This window comes from Pirellulales bacterium, assembly GCA_019636345.1.
Lineage (GTDB): Bacteria > Planctomycetota > Planctomycetia > Pirellulales > Lacipirellulaceae.
Genome location: JAHBXQ010000012.1, coordinates 1 through 16386 on the forward strand (window position 1 = coordinate 1; position 16386 = coordinate 16386).

At 65.7% G+C, this 16386-nt stretch carries 8 protein-coding genes; 3 read left to right on the forward strand and 5 right to left on the reverse strand.

The window, feature by feature from the left end:
• The 5 genes from KF688_19125 to KF688_19145 all read right to left on the reverse strand — a co-directional run.
• Positions 1-187 (reverse strand): hypothetical protein (locus KF688_19125; protein MBX3427800.1); only part of this gene is annotated, 187 nt, incomplete at its 3' end.
• Between the two features lie 581 nt (positions 188-768).
• Positions 769-2742, reverse strand: a complete 1974-nt coding sequence (locus KF688_19130) for a tetratricopeptide repeat protein (protein ID MBX3427801.1) — start codon at positions 2740-2742, stop codon at positions 769-771.
• A gap of 186 nt (positions 2743-2928) precedes the next feature.
• Positions 2929-4161: an HlyD family efflux transporter periplasmic adaptor subunit gene (locus KF688_19135; protein ID MBX3427802.1), complete on the reverse strand. Its 1233-nt coding sequence runs from the start codon at positions 4159-4161 to the stop codon at positions 2929-2931.
• 34 nt (positions 4162-4195) lie between these two features.
• Complete coding sequence (locus KF688_19140) at positions 4196-6565, reverse strand: FtsX-like permease family protein (protein ID MBX3427803.1); 2370 nt, start codon at positions 6563-6565, stop codon at positions 4196-4198.
• A gap of 75 nt (positions 6566-6640) precedes the next feature.
• The gene (locus KF688_19145; protein MBX3427804.1) at positions 6641-7300 is read right to left on the reverse strand and encodes an ABC transporter ATP-binding protein; all 660 of its coding nucleotides are present in this window, start codon (positions 7298-7300) and stop codon (positions 6641-6643) included.
• 257 nt (positions 7301-7557) lie between these two features.
• On the opposite strand from KF688_19145, the gene KF688_19150 reads away from it, so the two are divergent.
• The 3 genes from KF688_19150 (at position 7558) to KF688_19160 (ending at position 16380) form a co-directional block, all read left to right on the forward strand.
• Positions 7558-9252, forward strand: coding sequence for a TIGR03790 family protein (locus KF688_19150; protein MBX3427805.1), 1695 nt, complete (start codon positions 7558-7560; stop codon positions 9250-9252).
• A 419-nt stretch (positions 9253-9671) separates the two neighbouring features.
• Positions 9672-14132, forward strand: a complete 4461-nt coding sequence (locus KF688_19155) for a tetratricopeptide repeat protein (protein MBX3427806.1) — start codon at positions 9672-9674, stop codon at positions 14130-14132.
• Positions 14133-14295: 163 nt separating this feature from the next.
• Positions 14296-16380, forward strand: coding sequence for a hypothetical protein (locus KF688_19160; GenBank protein MBX3427807.1), 2085 nt, complete (start codon positions 14296-14298; stop codon positions 16378-16380).
• The last annotated feature ends 6 nt before the right edge of the window (positions 16381-16386 follow it).

Below are 16386 nucleotides of genomic sequence, written 5' to 3' on the forward strand. Positions count from 1 at the left end.
TGCACCGCTCGTCGCCGACTTCCGAGTAGAAGACATGCGCCTGACCGAAGCTCAACGCGAACGTCTGACAACGGTCCGGATGCTTGTGCAGCAGGTAGCCGAGGTCGGTCGCCGGGCGGTGGGTCGTGGCGATCGTGAGCAGCATATGACAAAAGTCTATCAGATGCGCCTTGATCGAGCGACGCATGGTCGACTTTTCGCGCAATGCAGTGCTTCACTGCTTGCCGCCTTGCCAATCCGAGTTCGCGCCCAAGAGAGTCTGCGTAAGCTTACCCCCCGAGACGACAAGCTCCGACAGCGCCTCGCCGACGTGCCGATTCTCGATGACGAGGGGGTCGGCATCGCTTTCCTCTGCCGCCAACAGCGCGCTCTTTCGAAGCAGCTCGCGAATGAACGCGGCAGTAGCGATCCCCCTGCTCCGACGGATTTAGATCGTCCCCGACGACGTCCGACCGCTTGTGCGCTCGATTAGCTCGCCGCTTTGGAACCGCGCCTCCGCGTCGACCCGACGCCAGTTTGTCACGCAGTCGCTGCAAGTCATCGCGAAGTGACAAAATCCGCCGCCTGCGGGCGATGGCTCGTTGACTGCTCCTTGGCAGTCCCGTATCGCTGCCGTGAAAACAAGCGGCGGGGGCCGGACAGCCTCCCGACGCGAGCGGCCGCACGACGTTTCGGCGGCCGCGTCACTCGCCATTCATGAACCTGCCCGGGGCGTCGACGCACCAATGTCGCCGCAGGCTTGCGCGAGTGCGACAGAGACAATCTGCCTTATCGCCGGCGCTTTCGCTTCGATTTCTTGGCGTTCTGCTTGCGTCTGCGGTCTCGAAGTCTCTCGGCCCGCTCTCGCTCCCACGCGAAGTACTCCTGGAACATCCACTCCAGAAAGCGATCGGTTTCCTCCCACGCCGGTCGGAGGTGCTGCAGGCAGATCGCCGCCTCCTCGGGACTGCCGAGGGCGTAGGCCTCGGGCATCATCGGCGGTTCGTCGGACAGCAACAGCTTCATTACGTGGTCGTTGCCCTTGAAGGCCGCGCGAATCGCCTTTTTGGCCTTGGGGGAGCTCCCGCCGCCGCGGAACTCGACGAGCGCCTTCATGTACAACCACAAGGCCGACCCTTCTGGGTACTGGTCGAGCACCTCGACGGCTTCGGCGTCGCGGTCCTGTTCGATCAGCAACGGAACAAGCTCGTACCGCACGCCCTGGTTGTCGTTGGGGTTGAGCGTGAGCATCTCTCGGTACTGTTCGATCGCGTCGCTGAGCTGACCGGCATCGGCCAATGCGACCGCCAGGCCCTCGCAAGCGCGCATGAAGGGCCGCGTCTCGTGGAATCCCCAGAATTGGCCCGCCAATTCCTCCATGTCTTTGCCCAGCGCCGTGGCCGCCGATTGCTTGGCGTTCCGGAACATTTCGATCCGGGCGTCGACCGCCCGCGTTGACTCGGCAACCAGAATGGCGGCTTCAATGTGGTTCGGGTCCTTGGTCAGCGCCTCCCGAGCCAACAGCACCCGTCGTCGGCCGAAGCATCCCAGTGCATCCTGGTAGAGAGCTTCCGCACGCTCGGCAGGCGTATTGCGGGGCAGTTCGAAGTCATCCAGCCTGCGGCCCGTGAACTGAGCGTTAATTGCCTCGTTCAACTCGTCGATATCCAGGTCGCCGCCGACGGAGTCGATGAATTCCTGCACGCGGCGGAAATGGATCTCATGGCTTCGGCGGTCGGGCATCTTGCCCCGCCGAATCCACTCGGCGCGATCAGGCGGATCGACCAGATTGGGGATGGAGAATGCGCACTTGCGACGTTTGCCTGACAACTGAATCCACTTGGTCCAGCATCTGGAGTCCAACTCCTCTTCGGACGTCTGGGCGAGGCCTCTGAGCACGATCGTCAGGAAGTCGATTTCGATGGGCGTCGGTCGGCGAGGTCCAGCCGGCAAAAAAAGATTGGCATCGGGAAACGCCTCTCCGGTTTCCAGCGGCAGGTCGAGTTCCTTCCATAGCTCGACGTCTTCCGACGCCGCATCGGCGGGGCTCTCGTAGACGAAGCTGAACAAGCTCATCTGCCGAGGATCGATCTCTTGGGCCATCAGGCCGTAGTGGTCCTCGTCGTCTTGGTAGAAGCCAAGTCCGTAGCTCTGCGCTCCTGCGCCGAGAACGACGGCGTGCTTCATAAGGCGGGGCGGCCTAGGCGTTTCAATTTTGATCAGGTCAGCGTCGTCCAGCACTTCCCACAGCTTGGCCCGGTAGAACTCGGCGGCCGCTGCGGCATATTCTCGCAACTGGTCGTCGCTGCATCCCGCTTCCCGGAGCGACGGCAACGACGGCAGCGATGGCGACGCGACCGATTGGACGTGCTCGGCCAGTTCCCTGACGACCGTAGTCCAGTCGCCCATCTTGGCTCGGTAGTGCACGACGGTTCCTGATTCAGCCAAGCGCCGATTCAAGGCGTCGGCAAACTGGCGATCGTTGCAGTCGATCTGCGCGGGCCGGTAGGGAAACTCGTGTCTTTCCGACAGCTCGAGCATGGCGTCGACGAACTGGTCGAAGGCGTCATCGGCGTCCGCCATGACGGGCTGGGCGTGGATCAACTCGCTCGGCACGCCCCGCCACAAGATGAGGCCGATCCGGCTGGGCGCCTCAGCGGCCGGAATCCCCGTCAAATCAGCCAACGTGGCGACGCCGCCCTGCCATATCTCGTCCGGATTGACCGGCAGCGACAGAAACTCCTTGAACGTTCGGCCGTCCATTCTCAGCCCTTTCTGCCTTTCGCGAGGATGCGGCGCCGAGCGATTGACCGCGATTCCGTCGGCCTTCGCGTGACAAGAAGCTTAACGTAGTACTGTTCGCCGGTTTGGTGAAGTCTTGCCTGCTGCGCAGCGGCGCATGGCTTGGCTCGTCCTTCATCCTGTCAGCAAGCTGATCGGCCCTGGCCTTTACCGGGGCACGACCGCCGCTCCGTCGGCCACGTTGTCGCCTGGGTGAACGACGACCATGTCGCCGGGTGCGAGGCCCGCGACGACCTCGGCTTCCAGTCCGTTGTGCAGGCCGATCTTCACGAGCTTCTCGCGGGCGATCCCTTCGACGACCTGGAACACGGCCCACTGGTCGCCGACGCGGAACAGGGCGCTGGTGGGCGCTTTGATCACGTCCTTCGCCTCGGCGGCGACGATCCGGGCCTCGACGCGGAAGCCGTCCCCCAACGCGGCCCGCTCCTCGGGCGGGTCGACTAGGTCGACAATCACGTTGACGCGCTGCTCCTCGACGCCCAGGGTCGAGATCTTCGTGAAGGCCGAGGGCTCGACGAGACGGACTTGACCATGCAGCGGCTTGGGGCCGCCCCAGTGTTCCAAGAGGACCTCGGCGCCCGGCTTGATCCGCACCGCGTCGCGCGACAGGACGTCGATCTCGACTTCCAGGTCGGTCGGGTCGCCGAGCTCGAGCAAGTTCGCCCCCGGAGCGACCACGGCGCTGCTCTCCTGCAGGATGCGCAGCACCCGCCCGTCGATCGGGGCGAGGATCCGCAGGTTCGTGTCGCCATTGGCCTCGGCGGCGAGCAACTCCTTGGCAGTCGCTCCGCCGGGACGCGATCGCAGCAGCGCGGCGCGGGCCTGATCGAGTTCAAACTGGGCGATGTCCTCCGCATATTGGGCGCTGCGCACCAGCGCCGAGCGGGCTTGATACGTCATCAGCTTGGCGTCGACTTCGCTCTCGCTGACGGCTTGCGGGGTTTGCCGACGGGCGTCGCGCGCCCGACGCAACTCGGTCTCGGCGAGCGTCTGATTGGCGATCGCCTCCTCCAGCAGGGGCGCCATCCGCTTGAGCTTCGACTCGGCGGCGCGGACCGCCGCCTCGGCCTGCAGCACGGTGCGGGCGTCGAGCAAGTCGGGGTCGCGGGGCTCGATGATCGCCAGCAGCGTCTCGCCCGATTCGATCTCGTCCCCCGGGTCGAGATCGATCCGCAGCAGCCGTCCCCCCAGCGGGGCCGAGACGACATATCGCTCGCGGATGCGCGTCTTGCCGTCTTGGTCGACCGTATCGCGGATGTCGCCGCGGGTGACGGCGGCCATGTCGACCTCGACCGGCGCCGGCATCAGACCGTAGACCAGCGCCGCCGCGACCGCCGCGACGAGCAGACCAAGCAGCAGTTTACGACCGAGACTTCGCATGGAGATCGGAGTTTGGAGAAACGGTCGCACGCGATCACTCGCGCGACTTCAGCACCGCCACGAGGTCGAGGTGGTCGAGGCTGCGGCGGACGATCAGGCCGCTTGCGGCGGCGGCCAGGATGACGACCGTCGCGGCCCAGGCGTAGGTTTTGTTGCTGACCACCAGCGGGAAGCGAAACAGCTCCTGATCGAACGCCGTGCACATGTACCACGCGAACCCGCGACCGACGACCAGTCCCAGCGGGATCGCCAGCGCGGTGACGATCGCCAGCTCTCCCAGCAGGATCGCCGAGATCTCGCCGCGGGTGAAGCCCATGACGCGCAGCGTCGCCAACTCACGGCCCCGCTCGGCCAGCGAAATGCGGGCGCTGTTGTACACGACCCCGACGGCGATCACCACGGCGAAAAACAGGTTGATCGACTTCATCACCCGCAGGTTCTCGGCGATCGTCGCGTTGAAGCTGCGGACGGCGTGCTCTTTGACGTTCACCGAGGCGACGCCGGGGGTCTCTTTCAGTTCACGGTAGAGCGATTCCTGGTACGACGAATCGACGAGCATTTGCACGCCGGTCACGACGGGGCCCTCGCGCATCAGCCGCCGCAGGGCGTCGATCTCCATGTAGGCCGACAGGCCCGCAAAGTCCTGCAGCGTCGCGGCGACCAGCACGCGGACGCGGGGGCGCTTCTCCTGGAGCACCTCGACCTCGACCCAGTCGCCGACGTTGATCCCCAGCACCTCGGCGAGCTTCTTGGAGAGCAGCAGCCCGTCGGGGGGGAGCGGCGTCTCGCGGCCGTCCATGTTCACGAGCCCCAAGAGGTCCGAGTCGCGACGAATCCCCTGGATGCCCACGCGGCGCGAGCGCGGCCCGGCTCGCAGTCGCGCCGAGACGGATCGAGTCGGTTCGGCGCGCAGCACCCCCGGCATGCGGCTCACCTCGAACAAGGCCCGCTCGGCGACAGGCTCGTTCGTGCCGATCGCCATGTCGTACTTCTGCACCCAGTGAAACTGAGCGGCCATCATGTAATCGACCGAGTCCTGAAAAAAGTTCCCCAGCACCAAGACCGCCGCCGCCAGCGAGATGGCGAACGTGGACAGCGCGGTCTTGAACGGATGTCGTTCGAGTTGGCGGACGATCATCAGCAGCACCGGCGGAATGAGATGCCCCAGGCCGAGCCGCTCCATGAGCGTGGCGCCGAACGACGCGGGGGGCTCGGGGCGCATCGCCTCGGCGGGGGGAAGTCGGATGGCGCGGATCACGGCGCCGAGGGTCCCCAGCACCCCGGCCAAGGCGCTCACCCCGGCCGCCGCCGCGAGAACCGAGAAGTAGATGCGGTACTGAAATTCGGGGAAGTGAAACAGCTTGGCGTACATCGACGTGGTGACGCGCCCGAACCACAATCCGCCGGGGATCCCCAGCGCCAAGGCGCCCCCGACGATCAGCAGCACCATCGTGACGTAGTGCCAGCCGACCTCGAGGTTCGAGTAGCCGAACGCCTTGAGGGCCGCGATCTGTTCCCGCTGGCTGTTGATGGTGCGCGACATGACGACGTTCAGCAGGAACGCCGCCACTCCCAGGAAGATCGACGGGGCGAACATCCCCATGTTGCGGTTTTGTTCGATCTCGTTGTCGACGAACTGGTGCGAAAGTTGATCGCGGCGTCCGTACGCGCCGAGCCCGCCGTAGCGCTCGGTCAGCTCGTCGAGCCGCTGGATGACGTCCGCCTCGTTCGCGCCCCGCAACAGCGACAGCGAGACGTCGTTGAACGCCTCGTCGAGATCGTACGCGATGGAGAGCGCCTCCTCGTTCATGAAGAAGACGCCGAAGTGGGCGTTGTCGGGCACGATGTCGCCCGGCTTAATCTCGTAGATGTACTCGGGCGACAACACGATCCCCACGATCCGCAACCGCTTCATCCGGCCGTTGATGATCGCGGCGATCGTGTCGTCGAGCTGGAGATTGTTGGCGATCGTGAACGCCTCGCTGGCGAGCGTTTCGTCGTCGGCCAGCGGAGTCAGCCATCGCCCGCGGCGGAGGTACAGGCGGTTGAGCGCCGGCTCGCGGCCGTCGGGGACGGAGATCAGCCGCCCGCTGGCGGGCTCCGCGAGGCCGGGAACGCTGAGGTTCACCGGAACGACGATCCGCGTCTGCACGCGGGCGACGCCGGGGATCTCGGCGATCCGGGCCGCGAGCGTGTTCGGGGCCCGTTTGACGCTGGCGAAGACCTGGGCGAAATCGAACCGCTCGTAGTAGGTCCGCTGCGTCAGGTCGAGCGAGTGGAGCATGCTCCGCGACAGAATGAACAGCGCCACCCCGCACGACATGACGATCGCCACCGCCGAGGCGAGCCCCTTGATCTGCCAGAGATCGCGAAGCGTCTTGCGGTGGAGGGCGGAGAGGAGCATGGGGCTCGGCCTGCGAGTGATGCGACTGGCCGCGAAGACTGTGCTCGACGTAGACCGCGACGGCGCGACTTTTGACTACCAATCGAGTTCGCACGCCGGGCGGCGAGTCTTGTTGACGTCGACGCTGGTGATCCGTCCCGCGGAGACGTGGATGACGCGGTCGGCCATCTCGGCGATGACGGCGTTGTGCGTGATCACCGCGGTGGTCGTCCCCAGGTCGGCGTTGATTCGCTCGATCGCCTCGAGCACGAGGATGCCGGTCTGCACGTCGAGCGCGCCGGTCGGTTCGTCGCACAACAGGACGTCGGGCTGCTTCGCCACGGCGCGGGCGATCGCCACGCGCTGCTGCTCGCCCCCCGAGAGCTGGGCCGGAAAGTGATTCATCCGCTCGCCCAGGTCGACCATCCGCAGCGCCTCGGCGGGATCCATCGGGTCGCGGGCGATCTCGGTGATGAGGCTGACGTTCTCCAGAGCCGTGAGGCTGGGGATGAGATTGTAAAACTGAAAGACGAACCCGACGTGATCGCGACGATAGCGGGTCAAGGCGCCGTCGTCGAACTCGGTCAGCTCGCGGTCGCGATAGTGGACCGAGCCTGCGGTGGGCGAGTCGAGCCCGCCGAGGATGTTGAGCAGCGTGCTCTTGCCGCTGCCCGAGGCGCCCAGCAGCACGACGAACTCCCCGGCGTAGAGATCGAGGTCGATGCCGCGCAGGGCCTGCACGTCGACCTCGCCCATATGATAGGTCTTCGTGACCCCGCGCGCGGCGAAGACGCTGGGACGCGCAGCAACAGTGGGGAGATTCGCGGCAGTCACGCGGCTCAAGCGACGGAATCGAAGCACGGGGGGACAAGCAAGTATCGCGCCGGGACCGCCGGGCGTCAAATCGCGAACGTGTCCCAGTCCTCGATTTGTCTCGCAGCGGCGTCAGGGGTACAACGACGATAGTCCGCTAGCGGGCTAGCCGCACTTCTTTGTGAGAACTGGACTCGTCTATGAACCGCCTGACGCCGTTGTTGTTCACGGCGACGCTCCTCGTGCTGCTGTTTGCGCAGCGGGCTGACGCGGGGGGCGGGCCGCAGAACGTGTTTCTGGTGGCCAATCCCGAAAGTCCCGAGTCGCTGCGGATCGCCAACGAATACGTCGCAATGCGCGGCATTCCCGGCGGCAACGTGTTCTACCTGCCGTGGAATCCGGCGCAATTCCGCACCCGGGGCGCCACGTTTCGGGACAAAATCCTGCTGCCGATCCTCAAGGAGTTGGACGCCCGGAATCTGGGCGGGCAGATCGATCAGGTCGTCTACAGCTCTCACTATCCTTGGTTCGTCGATTTTCGCGATCTTCACCCCGTCGCCGAGCAGCGGTCGATCGACATGCCGGTGGCGTCGTTGACGGGCGCCACTTATCTGTACCAGTTCATCGTCGCCGATCGGCGGGAGTTCACGGCGCTCAACACGAATTTCTACTTTCAAGAGCCGACTGCGGGAGTCACCAAATCGCAGGCCTTCCACAGCCATGCCTCCTGGCAGCCAGATGCCAAAGCGGGCGCCGAGGGGCTGCGATACTTGATGGCGACCGCGCTGGCGGCGAACGTTCAGAGCATGCGCGACGCGGACGACGCGGTGCGGTACTTGCGACGAGCGGTCGACGCCGACGGCAAGAAGCCGCACGGGGTGTTCGTGTACATGGACAACAGCCCCAACCCCCGCACGCTGGCGCGACGCGCCGGATTTGAGGCGGCGATCGCGGAATTGGAGTCGCTGGGCCAGCAGGCGAGCATCGTCAAAGGAATCGTGCCCAGCGGGCAACGAGCCGTGTCGGGAATCACGACCGGGGCCCCGCAGGTGCGGCTGGCGGGTTCCAACAGCACGCTCGTTCCCGGGGCGATCGTCGACAATCTGACCAGTCATGGCGGTTACTTCGCCCCGCCCCGGACCGAAAAGTCGCAGACCTTGCTCACCGACTATCTGCATTACGGCGCCGCCGGGGCCTCGGGGACGGTGATCGAGCCGTTCGCCGTCCCGCAGAAGTTTCCGGCCCCGACGCTTCACGTTCACTATGCCCGCGGCTGTTCGCTGGCCGAAGCGTTTTATCAGTCGGTGCAAGGACCGTTTCAACTGCTGATCGTCGGCGATCCGCTGTGCCAACCCTGGGCGACGATCGGCAGGGTCGACCCCGCATTGCCGGGACTCCTGCCGTCGCTCGCAGGGACCGTCGAGTTGAAGCCGACCGTGACGTATTCCGACGACGCTCGCGCCGAACGGCTCGAGTTGTTCGTCGACGGTCGCCGGGCCGCGATCGCGGCTCAGGGCCAGCCGCTGTCGATCGACACCGCGAAGCTGGGCGACGGCTACCATCGGTTCGACGTCGTGGCGATCGGCGCGACGCCGATCGAGACGCAAAGCCGCTGGAGCGATTGGATCATGGTCAGAAACGGTCGTGATGCGTTGCAGTTGTCGGCCGTTCCCGGCGGGTCGTCGGGGCAGGAGATCGTCGTCCAGGCGACGTGCACCCGCGAGGCCGAGATCGTCCTGCTGCACAACGGGCGCGAGGCAGGAAAGATTTCCGGCCGCAGCGGGCAGGCTTCGATCCCCAAAAGCTTGCTCGGCCCCGGCCCCGTGCTGATCGAAGCGCGCACGACCGACACGCCCCCGCTGTCGTCACGACCGCTGAAACTGCAGGTCGACTGACCCCGCGCGGGGGTCGCAGGCGCAATCGGCACGATCGGCGCCAGACGGCGAAGAGTCCTGTCGCGGCCGAGCGGTCGTGCGGGCGGCGCCGGCTGTGCGGCCAGGGGGAGTCGCGGCATCGTTGACACTCCCCAAGCCGGGGATACGATGGACTTTACGTCACGGGAGCCAGGACCGTCCCCCGGCGGCGGGAGGCGACCGCAGCGTCGTCTCAGGCGGCCGCGACCCTCTCTTGTTCGACGGGGATGACGGCGACGTGAGATCGCACGAGGCGTTCTGCCTGCATCCCGCCGACGCGGGCGTTCGCCCGCCGGTCGGATGCTTTGATTCTTGAGACTCGACGAATTTGCCGCGTCGCCTCCGGGCGACTCGTCCTTACGCACCGCACTTCACGCACACTCTCGTTGCTCTGAGCATTCATGAAACGGTATCGCGTCAACTATCCGCTCTTGTTCGGCTTGGTCGCATTGGTCGTGGTTGCGGCGCCGAGCCTCTATTTTCTGTGGCGCTATCAGATCAGCCGTAACGCCGATCGGCTCCAGACCCGCGCCGAAGAGGCGATGAAGGAGGACGATCTGTTGGCCGCCCTGGAGAACATGGCGCGCTACGTGGCCTTACGCCCCGACGACATCGACGCCCAGCGAGCCGCCAGCAAGATCGCGCTCGATGCGATGAACACGCGCAACGCCACGAACGAGGCGCTGATCACGGCGTACAGCGTGCTGCAGGAGGGGGTGGCGAAGACCGGCGACAACGAAATCCGCCGGCGGCTGATCGACGTGCTGCCGAAGTTCGGTTACTTCTCTCGCGCGATCGTCGAGATCGACGAGCTGATTCGCTCCGGGTCCAAGGAGCAGAAGCTGTATACGCTCAAGGCGCAGTGCTTGGCGGCCGTGAGAGACTTGCCGGCCATGGAAGCCTTGATCGCCTCGGCGATCGGCTACGACGCGAAGACGGACGAGTTTGATCTCAAGAAGGCCGCGGCTCCCAACGAGCCGATGCTCTATTTCCTCATGGCCCAAGACATGAAGTTTCGCGGCGAGAAGCCCGAGCTGGCCGATCGGGTCATGGAGCAGTTGATCATCGCGAACCCCGACTCCGCCGAAGCCTACATTTACCGCCAGCAGTATCTGATGGCCCTGAGCGCCGAAGCGAATCTCGAGGCGCAGCGGATCACCGACAGCGCAAAATCGACGGGCAAGAGCGACGAAGAGGCCGCGGAAGCGGCGAAAGAGAAGACCGAACTGGCCGTCGAGCTTAAGCGAGAGGCTTACGCGGCCCTCGACCGAGCGAACGTGCTGGATCCGAAGTTGGACAACGTGCTGTTCGCCATGGGGGAACGAGCCACGGTGATGTACGCCGAGGCCCTGCAGGAGGGAACGTCGCGCGAGGAGGCGGCCCCGCTGCTTGACGAAGCCGCGCGCTACTTCGCGGCCGGCGCCAAGGAGTACCCTGATCAGTCGAGATTTATTCTCCGACAGGCGGCCGTCGAAGCGCAACGAGAGGAATATGACAAAGCGATCCAGGTCCTGGAGCGGGGCTTGACGATCTTCAAGCTGCCGGGCGCGAATGCGTTGCCGCTGTACAACCTCCGGATCGAACTGTTGCTGCAGAAGAACGACTTCAAGGGGGTCGAGGACGCGATCGCCGAGCTGCGCAAGTACAACGACGGCGACGTGAAGGCGCTCGCCAACTTCAACGAGGGGCGTTTGCAACTCGTGAACAAGCAGTGGGCGAAGGCCGCCAAGACGTTGCGACTGGCCAAGGCCCGTCTGCTGCGATTCGGCGAGATTCAGGCGAACGCCAGCTTCTTTCAAGGGGTCGCCCACGAGCAACTGGGGCAGTACGACCTGGCCCTGGAAGCCTACGAGTGGGCCCTCTCGAAGAACCCGAACATGGATCGGGCGTTGTCTGCCTGGACGAGCCTGAAGACTCGCTACCGTGGCGCCGGCGCCCCAGACGACTCCGTCGCCAACAGCCTCGAGCAACGGATCGAGCAGGAATTGGCCAAGCCGACTGACGAACAGGAATGGACGACCATCGGCAAGCAGATCGCGGCGATGGTCGAGGAACGCGGTCTCAGCGAGGCCGCCGGCGAGGCGATCAAGGCTCAGGTCTTGCTGCGGCGAGCCGAGGCCGCGACGTCGCTCGAGGCCAAGGAAGCGCTCTTCCAGCAGAGCCGAGACGTCATCAAGAAAGCCTTCACGCTCGACAAGACGAACATCCGCGTGCGGATCCTGGCGATCCGACTGCTGCAGATGGAGCCCGGCAAGGGGCCGACCGCGGCGCTGAAACTGCTCGACCAGATGCTGACCGATCCGAGCGTGAAGGATTCGCCGGAACTGCGCGCCTTGCGGGCCGAGTTGCTGGTCGCCCAGGGCGATCCGGACGTGCGCAGCCAACTGGCCGCCGTGCTCGAGGGAATCGAGGACTGGCCGAGCAACGAGCAAGGGGCGGTCTATTTCGCGGTCGGGGGACGGTTCGCCCAGATCGGCGCCTACGAGGAAGCGCAAGCGGCCCTCGCACAAGCCGCCGAGCGAACACCCACCAGTCTGCCGATCAGTAAGCTGATGTTCGACGTGGCGTTGCAGCGCCGCGACGCGGTCGGCATCAAGCAGGCCCAGGAGCAGATCAAGGAAATCCTCGGCAGCGAGGACGACCCGGACTATATCCTGTCGGAAGTTCGTCGCCGGATGACGCTCAGTTCCGGCGCCGAGGGGGGGGAGAAGGAATTGCAGGCCGCTGAGCAGATGCTCGACGAAGCTTTGAAGCGTCGGCCCCGGTGGTCGGAGTTGTGGGTCGTCAAGGGGCAGTTGGAATTGGGACTCCACCAGAACGTCGATGCCGCGCTCAAGGCGTTCGACATGGCCCTGGAAACGGGGCCGGCGAACACCAACGCCTTGCGCATTCAAATCGGGCTCCTGGCCGACCGCGGAGAGTTCGCCAAGGCCGCTGAGAAAGTCAAACTGATCCCCGCGGCGGCGATTCCCGAAGTCCTCGGCCGAGTCGGCGCGACCGTGCTGCGCGGAGTCGGAGACTTGAAAGGGGCGTACGATGCGGCTGCCAAGGTCGCTGAGAGTCAGCCTTCGAGCGCCGACACGCAGATCTGGTTCGCCGACCACGCCGTCGCGGCCGAGAAGTTCCCCGAGGCCGAGAAGGCGCTCCGCGCCGCCGCCGAAATCAACCCCGGCGAGCCGATGCTGTGGTCCAAACTCATCGGCCTGTTCGCCCAGACGAAGCAGTACGACAAGCTGGAAAGCGTACTGCGCGAGGCCCACTTGGCGCTCGACGAGGAGTACCTGCCGTTGCTCAACGCTCGGTACTACGAAATGCAGGGTCGGTGGAGCGCCGCAGAGGACATCTACCTGTCGGCCTATAAGATGCGGATGGATGAGACCGAAGTGTTGCAGCGCCTGGCCGAATTCTATCTCAACTGGCCTGTCGCCCAGCAGGGAGACCCGCGCCGCGCTGCCCCCTATCTCAATCGCCTGATGAGGATGGGAGACGAAGGAAAGCTTCAGCCCGGCGACCCCTACGTGGCCTGGGCGCGTCGTCGCGCCGCGGCGCTCTTGGCGGCCGACGGGTCGTTCGCCAGCGCCGTCAAGGCCGAGAAGCTGATTGATCCGCTCGTGAACGTCGACAATCCTGATCCCGAGGATCTCCGCAGCCTGGCGCTGGTGCTGACCAACCGCATGGACCCCGACTCGCGATTGCGGGCGATCGACGTTTGGGAGCGGCTCCGCAAGTCGGGGCAAATCCGGACCGGCGAGATCCTGCTGTTGGGCCAACTCCTCACGGGTTCGGGGCGATTGGAGAACGCCCAGCAACTGCTTGAAGACGCCATCTCGCGGAATCCGGACAATATCGAGATCATTCGCGGGTACGCCCGACTGCTGATCGATCAACGCGACTTCGTTCGCGCGCGTCGGCAGATCGCCGCGTTGGAGCGCAAGGGAGGCATGCCGGGGGTGGTCGCCGAATTGCAACTGCGTCTCGCCGCCCGCAGCGGCGACAAGGCCCGAACGCGCGAGCTTCTGACGTCGATGACGCCCCCGTTGAATCTGATGACGGAGCGAGATCTGGAGAGCGTGCGTAGCATCGGCCAGTTGGCGAACGAAATCGGGGACCACGAGTACGCCCTGTCGATGGCGACCGAGTACGCCAAACGCAAGCCGGAAGGGCAGCTTGAACTCGCTCGCATGATGGGCCGCTTCGGCGACGCCGAGGAGAGCATGACGCTGCTCAAGCGGCTGTTCGACGACAATCTCGACGACGTCTTGCGGGCGGCGCTGGAGATTTACCGCGCACGGCGCGCCGAATCGGGGGACAAGCTTGATGATGCCGTGAGCAGCTTCGTCCGCCGGGCGATCAACGACGATCCGGAAAACGCCCAGCGACTGGTGTTGCAGGCCGAAGCGTACGAAATTCGCGAGGAGTACGACGCGGCGATCGACGCCTACGGCGCGTTGGTTCAGCGAGACGACTTGCCCGGCATGGTGCGGGCCACCGCGCTCAACAACTTTGCATACCTGCTGGCGCTCAAAGGGGAGAAGACTCGGCTCGACGACGCGTTGAAGGCGGTCGACGAGTCGGCCGAACTGCTGGGCCCCATTTCCGACATTCTCGACACGCGCGCGGTCGTCCATATGGCCCGCGACGACTTCAAATCGGCGGCGGCCGATATGAAGAAGTCGATCCAGATCGGCCCCACGCCGAGCAAGTATTACCATCTGGCTCGCGCGCTGTACTACGCCGGCGACAAGGACGGAGCAATCGACGCCTGGCGCCGCGGGCTTGAGGAAGGTCTCGATCTCAAGGCGATTTCCGATTTGGAGCACCAGCAGTACGAGGAATTCGCTCGCACAATCGAATCCGAGTAAGCTCCCGCAACTCGACCGTGGATTCGGCGAGCGACGAGGTCGGCGTTCGCCGGGCCGTCGTTGTTGGCCCCGAATCGGCTGATTAAGATGCTAGTTGTCAACCCGCGCCGCATCGTCGGCGCCACCCCTGTTTGCCTCGTGTTCTGAGGACGGGAACGACGTCATGTTCAGTTCGCTCTATCGCCCCTGCCGCCGATCGGCCGGCTTGATTCCTTGCTTGTTCGCCCTCGCCTTCGGCGCGGTCGGGACGACCTCGCGACCCGCGGCGGCTCAGCTCGACGACGCCAACTCGGCGGTGTTCGGGCGCGGGCTGCATGCCTACTACGCAGGTCGGCTCGGTGAAGCCGATCAGTACTTCTCGCAGGCGATTGACGCCGGCGTCGTCGACCCGCGGGTCTACTACTTCCGCGGGGTGTCGCGTCTGCAGCAGGGACGACGGTACGAAGCCGAGCAGGACCTGCAAGTCGGGGCGAGCTTCGAGGCCCAACGGCCGGGCGTCGCTCACGTCGTCAATCAATCGCTGATGCGGGTGCAAGGCGCCCACCGACAGGTGCTCGAGCGCTATCGCCGCTCCGCGAAGATCGCTCAGGCGGGGACGGCGCAGGTCGCGAGCCAGGCTCGCTACCAACAGCGCGCGACCCGCGAGAGTTGGGTCCTGCGGAAGCCGGCGCTCGTGCCGCTCGAGCAGCTTGCCCAGCCGGGAGCAGTCGGGTTTGCGACCCCTGAGGCCGTGACCGAGCGCGTCGTCGCGGGGCCCGTCGAGGCGACCCCGGCGCCGATGCTGGAACCGGTTCCGCAGCCGCCGGTCGCTGAAAGTCAGCCCGCCCCCCTGGCCGATGCCCCGGCGCCCGATCTCGCAGATCCTGCGGAGGGGGACGTCCTCGGCATCGCTCCGCCTGCGGAGGAGCCCGTCGAAACCATGCCGGCCGACGACGCGGCCGACGACGTGTTTGCCGACGCGACCCCTGCGGAGTCAATGGAACCTGCTGTTCCCGACGCCGCGGCTGAGCCGGCCGAGGACGATCCCTTCGGCGAGAGCGTCGTCGAGGCGCCTGCTTCAGACGCTGCGGCGATGGAGGAGCCTGTCGCGTCCGCCCCGCCTGAGGACGCTTTCGGCGTCGACGCGGACGAGGCGCCGATGACGGACGACCCCTTTGCCGACGAAAGCCCCTTTGGGGATGAAACGGCTGAGGAGATGGTGGAACAGCCCGCCGAACCCGACGTTGCCGAAGCGCCGGCGGCAGAGCCGAGCGAGGACGCCGAAGCCGCGCCTGGCGAGGCGGGGGACGATCCCTTCGGCGAGGACCCCTTCGGCAGTGCGCGTGAGGATGCGGGCGATTTCTCGCAGCCGGCGATGGAGGACGAGGCGAGCTCGGCGGAAGAGGATGCCGCCGCGATGCCTGCCGAGTCCGACGCGGTCACGGAGGAGGACCCGTTCACGGTCGACGCGGCCGAGGGACCGATGATCGACGACGCGGATCCGTTCGGAAGCGACGACGCGGAGCCGATGGCCGACGAGCCGACCGAAGACGAACCCGCCGCGGTTGATCCGTTCGCTGACGAGCCCGAAGTTCCCGCGGAGGAGTCCGACGCCGAGGCGGCGATGGCCGACCCGTTCGGCGAGTTTTCTGGCGCCGATTCCGACGCCGAAGCGACTGCTGCGGCTGACGATGCCGAGGCTCCGGCTGCCGCCGAGGAAATGGCCGACGAAACCGAATCTGCCGCCGAAGAAGCGGTTGACGAAGCCGCCGACCGGCCTGCCGCCCCGGCAGAGACCGAAGCGGACCCGATGGACGATCCGTTCGGGGACTTTGGGGACGACGACGCGGCAGCCGCTGACAGGGATGTCGCCGACGTGGACGTCGCCGACGAGGATGCCGCCGCGGAGGATGCTGCGACCGGCGCTGAGAACGACGCGGCGGCTGAGGATGATGACGCGGCGATGGACGACCCCTTCGGGGATGCCGACTCCGACCCGACGGAGGCCGAAGAGGATGCGTCCGCTGATGCGGACGAGTCCGAGGAGGCCGTCGAAGATCAGAGCGAGGCCGCGATGACGGAGGACGACGACCCGTTCGGCGAGTCCGCGGAGGCGACCGATTCCGAAGACTCCGAAGGAGCAAGCGACGAAGAGGCGACCGAGGAAGCCGACGAGGAGGCCCCGGCCGCGGACGAATCTGCTGCTGACGAGGCTGCAGACGCCGAAGCGTCTGCAGAGGACGACTTCGATCCCTTCTTCGGAGAGTGATCGCGC